13 protein-coding genes are annotated in these 15,426 nt (G+C 37.0%); 7 read left to right on the top strand and 6 right to left on the bottom strand.

Annotation, left to right across the window (positions count from 1 at the left end; translation table 11 throughout):
* Positions 1-23 precede the first annotated feature (23 nt).
* The 6 genes from Q0486_RS13680 to Q0486_RS13655 are packed head-to-tail and all read right to left on the bottom strand — an operon-like array spanning position 24 to position 6,338.
* Positions 24-848, bottom strand: a complete 825-nt coding sequence (locus Q0486_RS13680) for a DUF4292 domain-containing protein (protein WP_299234467.1) — start codon at positions 846-848, stop codon at positions 24-26.
* A 9-nt stretch (positions 849-857) separates the two neighbouring features.
* Entirely contained in the window at positions 858-2,636 is a 1,779-nt protein-coding gene (locus Q0486_RS13675) for a tetratricopeptide repeat protein (RefSeq protein ID WP_299234464.1), read from the bottom strand.
* 43 nt (positions 2,637-2,679) lie between these two features.
* The gene (dut, locus tag Q0486_RS13670) at positions 2,680-3,114 is read right to left on the bottom strand and encodes a dUTP diphosphatase (protein ID WP_299234461.1); all 435 of its coding nucleotides are present in this window, start codon (positions 3,112-3,114) and stop codon (positions 2,680-2,682) included.
* 56 nt (positions 3,115-3,170) lie between these two features.
* Positions 3,171-4,502, bottom strand: coding sequence for a deoxyguanosinetriphosphate triphosphohydrolase (locus Q0486_RS13665; protein WP_299234458.1), 1,332 nt, complete (start codon positions 4,500-4,502; stop codon positions 3,171-3,173).
* A gap of 4 nt (positions 4,503-4,506) precedes the next feature.
* A complete protein-coding gene (locus Q0486_RS13660) occupies positions 4,507-5,484 on the bottom strand; it encodes a GNAT family N-acetyltransferase (RefSeq protein WP_299234455.1) in 978 nt (325 codons plus the stop codon).
* Between the two features lie 35 nt (positions 5,485-5,519).
* Positions 5,520-6,338 (bottom strand): 1-acyl-sn-glycerol-3-phosphate acyltransferase, encoded by an 819-nt coding sequence (locus tag Q0486_RS13655; RefSeq protein ID WP_299234452.1) that lies wholly within the window; start codon positions 6,336-6,338, stop codon positions 5,520-5,522.
* Between the two features lie 293 nt (positions 6,339-6,631).
* On the opposite strand from Q0486_RS13655, the gene rsmH reads away from it, so the two are divergent.
* The 7 genes from rsmH to Q0486_RS13620 are packed head-to-tail and all read left to right on the top strand — an operon-like array spanning position 6,632 to position 15,420.
* The gene (gene rsmH / locus Q0486_RS13650; RefSeq protein WP_299234449.1) at positions 6,632-7,546 is read left to right on the top strand and encodes a 16S rRNA (cytosine(1402)-N(4))-methyltransferase RsmH; all 915 of its coding nucleotides are present in this window, start codon (positions 6,632-6,634) and stop codon (positions 7,544-7,546) included.
* A gap of 15 nt (positions 7,547-7,561) precedes the next feature.
* Positions 7,562-7,918, top strand: a complete 357-nt coding sequence (locus tag Q0486_RS13645) for an FtsL-like putative cell division protein (RefSeq protein WP_299234446.1) — start codon at positions 7,562-7,564, stop codon at positions 7,916-7,918.
* Positions 7,918-10,032 (top strand): penicillin-binding protein, encoded by a 2,115-nt coding sequence (locus Q0486_RS13640; RefSeq protein ID WP_299234444.1) that lies wholly within the window; start codon positions 7,918-7,920, stop codon positions 10,030-10,032. The genes Q0486_RS13645 and Q0486_RS13640 overlap by 1 nt, the downstream gene beginning before the upstream one ends.
* A gap of 22 nt (positions 10,033-10,054) precedes the next feature.
* A complete protein-coding gene (locus Q0486_RS13635; RefSeq protein ID WP_299234442.1) occupies positions 10,055-11,509 on the top strand; it encodes a UDP-N-acetylmuramoyl-L-alanyl-D-glutamate--2,6-diaminopimelate ligase in 1,455 nt (484 codons plus the stop codon).
* A gap of 11 nt (positions 11,510-11,520) precedes the next feature.
* Complete coding sequence (locus Q0486_RS13630; protein WP_299234439.1) at positions 11,521-12,789, top strand: phospho-N-acetylmuramoyl-pentapeptide-transferase; 1,269 nt, start codon at positions 11,521-11,523, stop codon at positions 12,787-12,789.
* 12 nt (positions 12,790-12,801) lie between these two features.
* Positions 12,802-14,136 carry a UDP-N-acetylmuramoyl-L-alanine--D-glutamate ligase gene (gene murD / locus Q0486_RS13625; protein WP_299234436.1) on the top strand — a complete coding sequence of 445 codons (1,335 nt, stop codon included), beginning with the start codon at positions 12,802-12,804 and terminating at the stop codon, positions 14,134-14,136.
* A 12-nt stretch (positions 14,137-14,148) separates the two neighbouring features.
* Positions 14,149-15,420: an FtsW/RodA/SpoVE family cell cycle protein gene (locus Q0486_RS13620; RefSeq protein ID WP_299234433.1), complete on the top strand. Its 1,272-nt coding sequence runs from the start codon at positions 14,149-14,151 to the stop codon at positions 15,418-15,420.
* Positions 15,421-15,426 lie beyond the last annotated feature (6 nt).

The following is a 15,426-nucleotide window of genomic DNA, read 5'->3' as shown; positions in this document are numbered from 1 at the left end:
ACAAAGTTCTTCATTATAAATTATTAATTTTTAATTATTAACTTAACCAGTTCCTGTACAGATATCCTCTTATATTTAGACGGCACTTCAGACTTTGCATCCCAATCAGAGTCAGTTCCTATTCTGGACAACCTCATCCCTAATGTATAATTCTTCGAAGTACCAACGGAGCTCATCTCTATCAATTGTGGGAAAACATCATTACCGAGCATGGTAAAATCGTTATAATGACAATGAAGAGAAAATGGCAGATTCTTCAAAGAAATCACGGTTTCCTCCAAACGGCCGTCAGTTGCTGAAGTATAAAAACTATAGCCTATTTGTCTACTGCCTTTAACCTGCAGTTCTGCCTGTCCTCCTCTAGAAGTAAGTGTGAACTTTCCGGCATCTTCTACAGACAATCTATCCCTTCCGGGTATAAATATCTCATTCAAAATCAAAGACTGAAGAATATTAAAGTCAAGCTGTGTATCAAGCAAATTGCCTAGTTCGACAAAATCAAGCTCAACATAACGTTTATTCATACGATCAATAGCCAAAATTCTTTCAGGAGTGATATCAATACGTGCCACTTCAATACCCAAAAAAGGAGCCACACTGATACGTACTATCTCACCACGACGTATACGCATATTGGCATTTACGCTCATAGATGAAGAAATTCCCGTATTAAGCTCTATACGGGCACGGGCCGTAAGATTCTTTCGCAACGGAGTCCACTCTATTACCTTTTCCATATATTCCGTTCCGGAAAGCCCACCTATCATAGTGTTACGCAACGTATTTCTGGAAGCGGTGCATGAAGCAAGAAGAAATACAAACAAAACTATATAGCTGATTTGTTTCATAACACACTATTATTCAATATATTTACGTAAAGCTATTTTCTGTTTAAGTCGTTTTATCTCTTTTTCCGGACGTGGAGTTACACCCTCTTCCTGCGAATCGTCTATTTTGATTGCTTTCTTCCAGTATTCAACAGCCTTCTCCTTCTCTCCTAACTTAAAATAAATATCACCACAATGTTCTACTATAACCTGACTGCTCTCACCACCGTTCTTCATTGCCTGCTCAATGTATATACGCGCCTCCGTATATCTTCCCTTCTCAAACAGAATCCATGCATACGTGTCAAGATAAGTAGAATTTTCCGGTTCCGCCTTCACGGTGATAAAGCTCATCTCCTCGGCCTTGTCAAGATTTACACGTTCCACAGACAGATAATAAGCATAATTATTAAGCGTATTAATATTTTTAGGATTGTAGACCAACGACGAATCGTATGCCGCATACGCCTCGGCTTTCATATCACGCGAATGGTATAAATCTCCAAGAATAGAATAAAAATCAGAAGCAATATTCTTATCACTCTTCTCGTTTATCTGCTGTACTCCTTTATTGAATACTTCAAGAGCTTTGTCTGTTTCTTCCTTCTGATAGTGTGCCAAACCAAGATAATAATAAAACTCCATAGCTTCAGGATTATATACCATAGCGGGAGTCGCCACACGTATAACCTCGTCCAGATTGTTGTCACTTATAGCATAACTCAAAAGCTGAAGTCTGGCAGGCTTGTTCTCAGGATCCAGACTCAACACTTTGTTAAGTACAGGAACAGACTCCTTTTCCATTTTCTTAGTTATAAGATACTGGGCATAAAGCATCGGAATATCAGCATTAGGCTGTTTCTTGGTCATAATAGTTTCAAACAAACGAATAATTTTCGTACTGTCTCTGTCCGTCTGTTCCGATTTCATTATCAACTGGCGCATGAATTCCAGTTTCAATTTAGTATCCACATTATCATTAACAAGTATTGAATCGAGTTGCACAGCGTACAAGCTATCCTGACCGGTTTTCTGATAATAAGAAGCCAGTGAAACCATTGCAGGAGCATAGTCAGGTTCTTCATTCAAAATATCTCTATATACTTTCAAAGCTTCATCATTACGGCCATTGCTAAGATATACATCGCCAAGAACAGTTTTGTAACGCATGTCATACGGATATTCATCTACAAGCGACTGAATCTCACTGAAAGCCTTATTCATATCGTCAAGCTGCAAATAGGCACGGAACTTCTCCATACTTATTTGTTCAGATTTACCATCTAGTTCTTCTATACGATTGAGAGTCGCTACCAGACTGTCATAACTTTTCGTCCGATTATAAAGATCGGCAAGTGAAAGCAACGGTTCTAAACGTGCAGGAAATATCTGAGCCATGTCTTCGTAAACGGAAATAGCCTTTATCCAATTCTGCTTGGATTGATAATAAGATGCAAGCGTCTGTTTATACCAGAAATTACTGTCGTCCGAGCGTACAGCCTGTTTCAGGGCTTCTTCTCCTTTTGATTCCTGACCAAGGAACATATAGAATTGTGATATCTCATACAGAACAGCGGCAGCACCTGGATAGATATCCAGACAATGACTGTATAGCTGAAAGGCTGCATCATACTCACCCTTCTGCTTCATACGCACTGCTTCTAGAAAATAGTAATCAAACTTGCGGCGCTGTTCGTATGTCAATGGATCCTTAAGTTCAATCGAATCTTTTTCCTTTACTGACAACTTATTTTTTAATGTTCCACACGAAGAAAACAACAAGACAATTATTAAGAGTAAATATGGCATTTTTTGAATTTATAATTAAGAACAAACAATTAATAACCGGAAGTCACTTCCTTCCACTATGCCCAAAACCGCCTTCACCACGTTCAGTATCATCCAGAACCAAAGTCTCTTCCCATTCAGCTTGTTCGTGACGCGCAATCACCATTTGGGCAATACGTTCTCCATCCTCTATAATGAAAGGTTCCTGCGACAGATTAACCATAATAACACATATCTCCCCTCTATAATCTGCATCTATAGTACCAGGACTGTTCAATACTGTTATTCCTTTCTTTATAGCAAGACCACTACGCGGACGTACTTGTGCTTCATATCCGGCAGGCAAAGCCATAAATAGGCCTGTAGGAACCAGACAACGCTGAAGCGGCAGAAGAGTGATAGAAGAATCGATATTGGCACGAAGGTCAAGACCAGCCGAAAGAGGAGTTGCATACTGTGGCAACGGATGTTTTGATTTATTGATGATTCTAATCTTCATATAGATATAATATTTTTACGGACACAAAGTAAATAGAAATATTTTATTTATCAAAATCAAACAGCCGGTAGGCTATTACCATTAATTTTTCTATACAAATCAAGCGCATAGACATCTGTCATACCGGATATATAATCAAGAACAGCAATAATCCTTCCATAAAGTGTTGGAGCAGATATATCATATTGGGTAGAAACTCTATTGATCAACAGTTTGGAATATGCTTTGTCCGGATAACACACTGCTTCTATCATTAAATCAGTAAGGGTAGATATAACCTGATAACCTGCCAATTCTATATCAACAACATCCTTAGAGCAATATATACGATTAAATGCCGTTTGCGAGCATGTCTCGTAAGCTTTCCTGACATGTTCATCAAGGTGATTAATAAGTGGCCCTGAAAACGTACCGGCAAGTATACTTTCCTCGTTCTCAATAAAGACACGTGTGCATTCTTTTATAAGGATACCAATAGCAGTGCTCCGAAGGTAGGCTATCTGTTCATTAGTATCAGTAACCATAGAACATATCATATCGGTACGTTGTAATCTTTCCGGGGAAAGGAATCCCCTATACAACTGTTTTGTCTCTTCGGTAGATAATATTTTAAGTTTGTGAGCATCTTCTATGTCCATCATTTGATAGCATATATCGTCAGCAGCTTCAACAAGATAAACCAATGGATAGCGGGCATACCTGACAGGTTCTCCTTCATTACTTAATCTTATAATACCAAGTTCATCTGCAATTTTTCTGAAAGACTCCACTTCTGTTATAAAAAAACCAAACTTTTGCTTGTTTCCAGCCAGTATAGAAGAATATGGATATTTAACAATTGAAGCCAAAGTGGAATATGTCATAACAAAACCTCCCTGACGACGTCCTTTGAACTGATGAGTAAGCAAGCGGAAGGCATTGGCATTTCCCTCAAAATGAATAATATCATTCCATTCTTCAGAGGATAGCATATCCTTAAGAATTTGGCCCTTCCCCTCTGAGAAATATGTACCTATAGCTTTCTCACCAGAATGTCCAAAAGGTGGATTTCCCAAATCGTGGGCCAGACATGCAGCAGACACGATAGACCCAATCTCGCAGACATGAGTATCAGTCAGTTCCGGGTGCTTCTTAATAAGTTTTTGCGAGACCTCATTTCCTAAAGAGCGTCCTACACACGATACCTCCAAACTGTGTGTAAGACGATTATGAACAAAGATGCTCCCAGGCAAAGGGAACACCTGAGTTTTATTCTGAAGACGTCGAAAAGGAGCCGAAAATATCAGGCGATCGTAATCACGTTGAAATTCCGTTCTATCATCTTTCCCAAGTGTATGAAGATGTTCAAGACCAAATCTTTTATTTGAAATTAGTTGTTGCCAATTCATGATTTTAACTGACCACCAAATTTGCGCCTGAGGTTATATTTAAAGCTTCCGGGTGCTCCTTAATATATGATTCTATATGACGTACACGTTTTTCCTCCAAGATTTCATCCACTGCTATAAGTATGCCTGTTTCTTCAACATCACCAAAGCCATAGTTGATGGCAGTACCGAACATACGCATTGTTGGAGAAAGACTCATATATGCATTAACTAAAGGAGGTATGTTATATCCTAATTTACGAACTTCAGTATTTAAAATCTTATAATCTTCTTTGAAAGTATCACAACAGAAAAGGCTCTCAAGTTGTTTTACGTCTGTTTCAATTTCAAGAGGCTGTACTGGTGTAATCAAAGCATCAGGATCACTGAAGTGCTTATTAAGAAAATAAAGAATCATATCGCGTCCGTAACGGTTATAACTAGGATACATTGTCATTTTACCGAAATAATATTTCATTTTAGGATTAATGACGGTAAGAGCTCCAAGACCATCCCAAAGATTGTCTAAAGCAAAAAGCCCTTTAGATCCTGCACGACTTGACTGATATTCCAAAGTAACGAAAGAACGTCCAAGTTCAACGGTATACGGCAAATACTCCTTCAAAAATTTCTCGGAGAAATTAAACATATGAGCAGTAGCCAATACAGGTTTACCATGTTTGTCAAATTCAACTTCGTCACCAAACAAATAACGGTAGCCTCCAAGTATTTCTTCTGCATCAGGATTCCATACCACAAGCTGCTTATATGGATTTTCCATTAAATCATATTCATCAAGATCAAGAGATTTACCTGTACCTCCACCAGCCTCACGGAAGGCAATTTCACGCAAACGGCCAATTTCCCTTAATACATTAGGAGAATCTTTCCAAGTAACAATATATATCTCATTGTTACTCTTATTTGTAAATCTTAATCGTTTTTCTTCTGTTAATTCCGATTTTAATATTTCTTTATCAATCGGTGTAATAATATCTTCCATATATCCTCTATATTCTTGTTGTTTTCTCTGCAATGCTATAATTTATATATCAAATCGCGAACATATTCTGCCCATTCTGTATGCGAACGCGTTTTATCAAAAGTCTGCCATGGTATTGGCTTTCCTATTGTTATTTTGAATGTTTTATGCCTGTTCTTATACATTTCATCAGCCAAATAAAGCATGGCTATATTAAACTTTATCCCTAAGAATTTACACAAGTTTGCCAAATTATAAAAGAAATCAGAATTACGTCCTTCAAAATGAATAGGAACAACGTCACGCTGAGACTCAATACTCTTAGATATGAAAGTTTTTTTCCATTCAAGGTCCTTAATAACACCTTTATTTCTTCTAGAACACAAACCCGCCGGAAACATTATAATATGTTCGTTAGAACGAAAACCCGCCTCAACCATACGCGGAAAGTCTCTCGACTGAGAGCCTGTTTTATTAATCGGTATACATAAAGGCGCCAAACCATGAAGATTCATCAGCAAATCGTTTACAAGATATTTGATTCTCCCATTATAATGTTTCCCCAACACATATCCTAATGCGATTCCGTCCTGACCTCCTAAGGGATGATTTGAAACGAATGTAAACAATCCTGTTTCGGGTAGATTTTCAAGCCCTTCTACTTCTAATTTTATATCAAGATATTTCATACAAGCCTCCAGAAAATCAACGCCTGTTTTATCGGAAACACTTGATAAAAAACTATTTATCTCTTCCTGATGAACTATACGTTTTAAATATGATACTACAAAACGGGGGATACGGCGAGCTTTTTTACCTGCCTTTTCCTTCAGTATTTTATCAATATCAATCAGAAATACAGAATTGTCTGACATAAGTCTTCTTATTTTTTCGGGTTATTCAGCGCAAAAATAGTGTATCTTTTGCAAAAAGTTACATTTTAGGGCAAAAATTACACAATAGCATGCAAAAAAAATATATAACAAAGCATTTAAGGACAGCTTTTTTGCATTTGTTTTACACTATAAACACTTATCAATACGAGGGCGTATACCTGTTGATAACTTTTGGAAAGATTTTCACTCTTTCATACATTAGTTTTGTAAGGAAATTTATAATTTTACGGCTAATTTGGATAATAAGGTATAAAGATAAAAAAACAATATATATGGACGATGCAAAACATACTTACCACATACCGGTATTACTTGACGAAAGCATAAACGGACTAAACCTAAAAAAAGAAGGTATTTATGTTGATGTCACCTTTGGCGGTGGTGGACATTCAAAAGAAATTCTAAGACGAATGGACAAGACCTGTAAGCTATATAGCTTCGACCAGGATGAGGATGCCGAAAGAAACATCGTCAATGACAGCAGATTTACATTTGTAAGAAGTAACTTCAGGTATCTGAAGAACTTTTTGAGATATTACGGAGTTACTGAAGTAGATGGTATTTTGGCTGATTTAGGAGTATCTTCACATCATTTTGATGACTCTGAACGAGGATTTTCATTCCGTTTCGAAGGAAAGCTGGATATGAGAATGAATAAAAGGGCTGGTATGACTGCTGCCGACATAGTTAATAATTACGACGAAGAAAAGTTGGCAGATATTTTTTATTTATACGGAGAGTTAAAAAACAGCAGAAAATTAGCCTCTACTCTGGTCAAAAGAAGAGCAGTAAAACAATTCGACACAATTGGAGATTTTCTGGATGTTATAAAGCCTCTTTATGGAAGAGAAAGAGAAAAAAAAGAATTAGCAAAAGTTTTTCAAGCTTTACGGATAGAAGTTAATCAGGAAATGGAAGCTTTAAAAGAAATGTTAATGGCAGCTTCGGAAGTTCTAAAACCTGGAGGAAGACTTTCTGTTATTACGTATCATTCACTGGAAGACAGAATGGTTAAAAACATTATGAAAACAGGAAATATCGAAGGTAAAGCTGAGCAGGATTTCTTTGGAAATATTAAAACGCCATTCAGAATTATCAATAATAAAGTAATTGTTCCAACTGACGTTGAAATAGAAACCAATCCAAGGTCTAGAAGCGCAAAACTGAGGATTGCAGAGAAAAAATAAATAAATTATAAAGATATGGGTAACAAAGATTATTCAAACAACGGACAAAAGAATTCCAGCATTACATGGAGGAATATTCTTGGAGGTGACATTCTGGCCCATGAATTCTTTAAAAGACAGATAAATCTGTTATGCCTGATTGTAGTACTCACCATTGTTTACATAGACAACAGATATTCAAGTCAAAGAGAAATGATTGAGATAGATAAATTGAAAAAAGAACTGACAGACATAAAATACGATGCCCTGACTATTTCGTCTGAACTGACAGAAAAAAGCAGACAGTCAAGAATAGAAACATATATTTCAGAAAAAGGGACTCCACTGGAGACTTCTGCCAAACCACCATATTTGATAAAGGAGGATTATTAATGATACCGGGACACAAGAACATAACTCTAAGATATACTTTTTTTGTTCTGATAATGGCCCTACTAGCCATTGCAGTAATTGTTAAGGCCGGTATTATCATGTTTGCGGAAAGACAATATTGGAAAGACGTTGCAGACAGATTTGTACGTGAGAATGTCATTGTCTTTCCAACAAGAGGCAATATTATCTCTGCCGATGGAAAACTAATGGCCAGCAGTCTGCCGGAATTCAGAATATATATGGACTTCAAGGCTGGAGGAGTAAAAAAAGACACTATGCTAATGAATCATTTGCAAGAAATATGCGAAGGGCTTCATAGAATATTTCCAGACAAAAGTGCTGCCGAGTTCAGAAAAACAATCCTAAGAGGTAGAAAAATGGGAAGCAGAAACTATCTTCTCTACCCAAACAGAATTTCATATATTGAATATAAAGAAGTAAAGAAACTCCCGTTATTTTCGCTCAACAGATACACCAGCGGACTTCATGAACTGGCATATAACCAACGCAAAAAGCCTTTTGGTTCACTAGCGATGAGAACTTTAGGTGACTTATATCCTGACACCGCATTAGGTGCCAAGAACGGACTTGAGCTAACGTATGACAAATATCTGAAAGGTGAAGTGGGTATCACTCACAGACAGAAAGTACGTAATATGTATCTGAACATAACAGACAAAGAACCTGTTGACGGATGTGACCTTATAACAACGATAGATGTCGACATGCAGGATATAGCGGAAAAAGCCCTTGTAGATCAATTAACTAATCTTCAAGCAGAAGCCGGAGTAGCCATAGTAATGGAAGTAAAAACCGGAGAGGTTAAGGCCAATGTAAATATGACAAGAGCTGGAGATGGAAAATATTATGAAATGAGAAATCTAGCCGTAAGTAACCTTATGGAACCGGGATCAACTTTCAAAACTGCATCCATAATGGTGGCAATGGAAGATGGATATATCACACCTGATTATGAAGTTGACACAGAGCAAGGTATTGTTAATATGCATGGCAGTAAGATGAGAGACTGGAACTGGTATAAAGGTGGTTACGGAGTTATAAATGTAACAAAAATACTTGAAGTATCATCCAACATAGGTGTTTCAAGAATAATAGACAAATTCTATGGCGACAACCCACAAAAATTCATCGACGGTATAAAAAGGATGAGTATTGACACTCCATTGAACTTAGGATTCACAGGAGAAGCCAGTCCTAGAATACTTGGACCTAAAGAAAGATATTTTGCAAAAACCACTCTACCATGGATGAGTATAGGTTACGAAACTCAGATACCTCCTATATATATACTTAACTTCTACAATGCTATAGCAAACAACGGCAAAATGATAAAGCCTAAGTTCGTAAAAGCAATTACAAAGGATGGTAATATTATAAAAGATTTTCCAACAGAAGTTATAAATGAAGAAATATGTTCAGAGAAGACTTTGGAACAAATTAGAATGATACTTAAAAGTGTAGTAGCTAACGGTCTTGCAAAACCGGCAGGCAGTAAACTATTCAGTGTTTCTGGAAAAACTGGTACTGCACAGATTTCACAAGGTAAATCAGGATATAAAAGTGGAGGAACAAAGCATTTGGTTAGTTTCTGCGGATACTTTCCGTCTGAAAATCCTATGTACAGTTGCTATGTTGCCATTCAAGCGCCCAAAGCAAGTCCTTCAGGTGGTGTACAGGCAGGTAGTGTCTTCAGCAGAATTGCAGAAAGAGTATATGCCAAGCATCTGTTCTTTGATCTTGCACAAGCAAAAGATTCTACATCTGTAATGATCCCTGATACAAAAAACGGTAATGTCAGTGAAACCAAATATATTCTTGGTGAACTAGATATCAACTTCAACGAACCAAGTAATAACACACTATGGTGTAAAGCTGCAGGAGAGACCAACAATGTCAGACTTACAGAACTGAACATAAATGACAAACTTGTTCCAAACGTCAGAGGTATGGGAGCTAAAGATGCCGTATTCCTACTTGAAGAAAAAGGATTAAGAGTAAGACTGAACGGAATGGGAAGAGTGGTCTCACAAAGTATTATTCCTGGAAGTACAGTACAAAAAGGCCAAACGATAACATTAACATTAAAACATTAGAGAACTTTAAAATACAAAATCCATGCTTCTAAAAGAATTACTAAAATCTGTCGGTAAGTATGAAACAACAGGCAGTGAGGAAATAGAAATCAACGGAATAGAGATTGATTCCAGAAATATAAAAGAAGGAAACGCTTTCATAGCTATAAAAGGGACTCAAGCTGACGGACACAATTATATAGGAAAAGCTGTTGAACTTGGAGCTATAGCTATCATTTGCGAAAAACTACCGGAAACAACCGTAGGTAATGTTACTTACATTACTGTAAACGATACAGAAGAGGCTGTTGGAAAAATAGCAACCAATTTTTACGGAAATCCGACAGACAAACTGGATTTGGTTGGAGTGACCGGTACTAATGGTAAAACTACTATTGCCACATTATTATATAATATGTTTAGAGCCTTTGGTTATAAAGTAGGACTTATATCAACAGTATGTAACTACATTGACGATGAAGCAATTCCTACTGAACATACTACGCCAGATCCTATAACACTTAACAAGTTACTTGGCAGAATGGCAGATGAAGGATGTAAATATGCTTTCATGGAAGTCAGCTCACACTCTGTAGCCCAAAAAAGAATAGGAGGACTCAAATTCGCCGGTGGTATATTCACCAATCTTACAAGAGACCATTTGGACTACCACAAAACTGTGGAGAACTATCTGAAAGCGAAAAAGGCATTCTTCGACGGACTGCCAAAGACAGCTTTTGCACTGACCAATACCGATGACAAAAACGGGTTAATTATGGTACAAAATACAAAAGCAAAAGTTGCCACATACTCGCTACGCACTATGGCTGAGTTTAAAGGAAAAGTCCTTGAAGACGGTTTTGAAGGAATGCTAATGGATATCAACAATACAGAAGTAAACGTACAGTTTATAGGAAGATTCAATGCCTATAACCTCCTTGCTGTTTATGGTGCAGCTTGCCTTCTTGGTAAAAAGTCAGAAGATGTATTACTACATCTCAGCACTTTGCGTCCAGTAAGCGGAAGATTCGACTCAATACGCTCACCTAAAGGTTATACAGCAATAGTTGACTATGCACATACACCAGATGCACTTGTTAATGTACTGAATGCCATACACGACGTATTAAAAGGTAGAGGGAATGTCATTACAGTTGTAGGTGCCGGCGGAAACAGAGATAAAGGTAAAAGGCCGATAATGGCACAGGAATCTGTAAAACAAAGTGATAAAGTTATAATTACATCAGACAATCCACGTTTCGAAGAGCCCCAAGACATAATAAATGATATGCTAGCAGGACTAAACAAAGAAGAGATGAAAAAAGTAGTAGCTATAACAGACAGAAGAGAAGCAATACGTACAGCCTGTATGCTGGCTAACCCAGGTGATGTGATACTTATTGCCGGTAAGGGTCATGAAAACTATCAGGATATAAAAGGAGTTAAATATCATTTTGATGATAAAGAAATAGTAAAAGAAATTTTCAGTAACGAATAAAGAAAGCTAAAATGTTATACTATCTATTCAAATATCTGGAGCAGTTCGACTTTCCTGGTGCAAGAATGTTCGGATACGTATCTTTCAGAGCTCTTATGGCTGTTATACTGTCACTATTGATTTCTGCTATTTTTGGAGAGTTCTTTATAAAAGAACTTAAGAAAAAACAGATAACAGAAACACAGAGAGATGCTTCGATAGACCCTTTCAATGTAAACAAAAAAGGGGTCCCTACAATGGGAGGTATTATTATAATAGTAGCGATACTTATTCCATGCCTCCTGCTTGGAAAATTGCACAATGTATATATGATACTAATGCTGATTACTACAGTATGGTTGGGAACTCTTGGATTCCTTGATGACTATATAAAGGTTTTCAAGAAAGATAAAGAAGGATTACATGGTAAGTTTAAGATTATTGGTCAGGTAGGGTTAGGGTTTATAGTTGGTCTTACATTATATTTGAGTCCTAATGTCGTCATCCGTGAGAATGTTGAAATTCAAAGAGATGGTGAGGTAGTTGATGTGATACATAAGGCTCAGGATGAAAAATCAACAAAGACCACAATACCTTTCTTCAAAAACAACAATCTCGACTATGCAGATTTTGTAGGATTCATGGGAAAACATGCTCAAGCCGCAGGCTGGGTAGTTTTCGTCATAATAACAATTTTCGTTGTGACTGCCGTTTCAAACGGAGCCAACCTGAATGATGGGATGGACGGTATGACAGCAGGTAATTCAGCTATTATAGGTGTCACGCTTGGTATATTGGCATACGTATCAAGTCACATCGAATATGCCTCATATTTAAATATAATGTATATTCCAGGAAGTGAAGAACTTGTTATATTTATATGTGCATTCATTGGTGCGCTGATTGGTTTCCTATGGTATAACGCATTTCCTGCCCAGGTCTTCATGGGAGATACAGGTAGTCTGACCATAGGAGGTATAATAGCAGTCTTTGCTATAACAATACACAAAGAATTACTTATACCTATATTGTGTGGAGTATTCCTTGTTGAGAATTTGTCGGTAATACTTCAGGTAAAATATTTCCAAAGAGGTAAAAAAAGAGGTGTAAAACAAAGAATATTCAAACGCACACCTATACACGACCATTTCAGAACAACTATGGCACAGCTTGATCCTAACTGTTCATATATATTTACTGGACCAAGCAATGTTTTCCACGAATCAAAAATAACAGTAAGATTCTGGATTGTTACAATAGTTCTGGCAGCAATAACAATAATAACTTTAAAGATAAGATAAAACTAGTTTACCATGGCAAAAAGAATTGTCATTTTAGGAGCCGGTGAAAGCGGAGCGGGAGCTGCCGTACTGGCAAAGAAACAAGGATTTGACACATTCGTTTCGGATATGTCGATGATTAAGGACAAGTATAAGTACATGCTTGATAGTAAAGGTATTGAATGGGAAGAAGGTAAGCATACAGAAGAACTTATACTCAATGCTGACGAGGTTATCAAAAGCCCCGGAATACCTAATGATGCACCTATGATTCTAAAGATCAAGGAAAAGAACATTCCTATAATTTCAGAAATAGAATTTGCAGGAAGGTACACAAATGCTAAAATGATATGTATTACAGGAAGTAATGGTAAAACTACTACTACATCACTCATCTACCATATATTCAAAAAGGCTGGTATGAATGTAGGACTTGCAGGAAACATTGGGCAAAGTTTGGCATATCAAGTAGCAGAATGCAACTACGACTATTATGTAATTGAATTAAGTAGCTTCCAACTTGACAATATGTATGACTTTCATGCCAACATAGCGGTTTTAATGAATATAACACCAGACCATCTTGACAGATATGAATATAAGATGCAAAACTATGTAGATGCAAAATTCAGAATCATACAGAACCAGACTGAGAACGATGCGTTCATATTTTGGAACGACGATCCAATTATACAGAGAGAATTACATAAATACGGAATACACGGTCATTATTATCCTTTTGCCGAAAAGAAAGAAGAAGGAACTGTGGCATACGTTCAGGAAAAAAGAATATGTTTTACAGAACCAATTGCATTTAATATGGAACAGGAAGAGTTGGCACTAACAGGTAAACATAACCTGTTCAACTCAATGGCTGCCGGATTGTCAGCAAATATTGCTGGGATAAAAAAAGAGTGCATAAGAGAAGCTCTGAACGATTTTAAGGGAGTAGAACACAGACTTGAGAAAGTGGCTAGAATTAAAGGAGTTGAATATATAAATGATTCTAAAGCCACTAACGTAAACTCATGCTGGTATGCCCTACAAAGTATGACAACAAAAACTGTTTTAATTCTGGGCGGTAAGGACAAAGGTAATGATTACAATGAAATAGCTGACCTTGTTAGAGAAAAATGCAGCGGACTTATATTTATGGGACTCCACAATGAAAAGTTACATGATTTCTTCGATGATTTCGGACTTCCGATAGCTGATGTCCAAAGTATGGAAGACGCCGTAAACGCAGCATACAAGATGGCAAAAGATGGTGAAACAGTATTGTTAAGCCCTTGTTGTGCAAGTTTCGACTTATTCAAAAGCTATGAGGACAGAGGTGAACAATTCAAGAACTGCGTAAAAAAATTATAATCTGACATAAAGATGGATTTGCTAAAGAAATTATTCAAGGGCGACAGGATAGTATGGATAATATTCATGCTATTCTGCCTTATATCAATAATAGAGGTGTTCAGTGCTTCAAGTACACTTACATTCAAGTCTGGTGACCACTGGAGACCTATAACATCTCATATAACACTTATCATGGCAGGTACCATCATAGTTTTCTTTACACATTTAATGCCATGCAGATGGTTTAAAAAACTTAATATGCTCTTACCTTTATCATGGGGACTTTTATTAGCTGTACTGATAAAAGGAGCAATGACCAATGGAGCCAGAAGATGGATTGACTTGGGTTTTTTCCAGTTCCAACCATCTGAAGTGGCAAAAATGGCACTAATTATTTCTGTTGCCATAACTCTGGCAAAATTCCAGCAGGAAGATGGTACAGACAAAAAAGCTTTTAAATATATACTTATATCAACAGGTATAACAGTTATGTTGATTGTCACAGAAAATCTATCTACTGCTGCATTATTGTGTGCTACTGTATTTATCATGATGTTCATTGGACGTGTTCCAATGAAACAATTAGGTAAACTGTTTGGTATATGTGCTTTAGGGGGTATATTAATGATCGGATCTATAAAATTCGTTCCAGACAAAGCTTGGGATGCTATAGGACTACACCGACTTACTACATGGAAAAGCCGTCTGGATAACCACTTCAATCAGGCACAGGTACCTGCTGCCAAGTTTGATATAGATAATGATGCACAGGTTGCCCATGCCAATATAGCCATAGCAACGAGTAACATACTTGGTAAAGGGCCAGGAAACAGCGTTCAGAGAGACTTTCTTTCACAAGCTTTTTCAGACTTCATATATGCAATAATAATAGAAGAGTTAGGACTTGTAGGAGGTGCTTTCGTCGCATTATTATATATTGTTCTTTTGCTTAGAATAGGAAAAATTGCACGAGGGTGCGACGAATCATATTATGCATTACTGATTATAGGAATTGGTGTTCTACTGTCGATACAAGCTATGTTCAATATGCTTGTTGCAGTAGGAATAATTCCTGTTACAGGTCAGCCATTACCACTAATCAGTAAAGGAGGTACATCAATCCTGATCAATTCCATATACATAGGTATAATATTAAGCATAAGCCGACATGTATACGATTTGCAGGCAAAAAAAGAGGAAGAAGAATCACTTAAAGAGGCACAAATAAATGATGCAGCTGTTTCTATTCTCAAAAATGCAGCATTAGAACTAGCAGAAAAAGACTCGCTGGACAAACAATAAGGAAAT

The organism is uncultured Bacteroides sp., assembly GCF_937912035.1.
Lineage (GTDB): Bacteria > Bacteroidota > Bacteroidia > Bacteroidales > Bacteroidaceae > Phocaeicola.
Note: the sequence above shows the minus strand (reverse complement) of the source record. Positions and strands in the feature narration are given on the sequence as shown.

Bases quoted from the DNA above. Each gene is read 5' to 3' on its own strand.
- Q0486_RS13680 (WP_299234467.1), bottom strand. From the start codon at position 848: ATGAAACAAATCAGCTATATAGTTTTGTTTGTATTTCTTCTTGCTTCA.
- Q0486_RS13675 (WP_299234464.1), bottom strand. From the start codon at position 2,636: ATGCCATATTTACTCTTAATAATTGTCTTGTTGTTTTCTTCGTGTGGA.
- dut (WP_299234461.1), bottom strand. From the start codon at position 3,114: ATGAAGATTAGAATCATCAATAAATCAAAACATCCGTTGCCACAGTAT.
- Q0486_RS13665 (WP_299234458.1), bottom strand. From the start codon at position 4,502: ATGAATTGGCAACAACTAATTTCAAATAAAAGATTTGGTCTTGAACAT.
- Q0486_RS13660 (WP_299234455.1), bottom strand. From the start codon at position 5,484: ATGGAAGATATTATTACACCGATTGATAAAGAAATATTAAAATCGGAA.
- Q0486_RS13655 (WP_299234452.1), bottom strand. From the start codon at position 6,338: ATGTCAGACAATTCTGTATTTCTGATTGATATTGATAAAATACTGAAG.
- rsmH (WP_299234449.1), top strand. From the start codon at position 6,632: ATGGACGATGCAAAACATACTTACCACATACCGGTATTACTTGACGAA.
- Q0486_RS13645 (WP_299234446.1), top strand. From the start codon at position 7,562: ATGGGTAACAAAGATTATTCAAACAACGGACAAAAGAATTCCAGCATT.
- Q0486_RS13640 (WP_299234444.1), top strand. From the start codon at position 7,918: ATGATACCGGGACACAAGAACATAACTCTAAGATATACTTTTTTTGTT.
- Q0486_RS13635 (WP_299234442.1), top strand. From the start codon at position 10,055: ATGCTTCTAAAAGAATTACTAAAATCTGTCGGTAAGTATGAAACAACA.
- Q0486_RS13630 (WP_299234439.1), top strand. From the start codon at position 11,521: ATGTTATACTATCTATTCAAATATCTGGAGCAGTTCGACTTTCCTGGT.
- murD (WP_299234436.1), top strand. From the start codon at position 12,802: ATGGCAAAAAGAATTGTCATTTTAGGAGCCGGTGAAAGCGGAGCGGGA.
- Q0486_RS13620 (WP_299234433.1), top strand. From the start codon at position 14,149: ATGGATTTGCTAAAGAAATTATTCAAGGGCGACAGGATAGTATGGATA.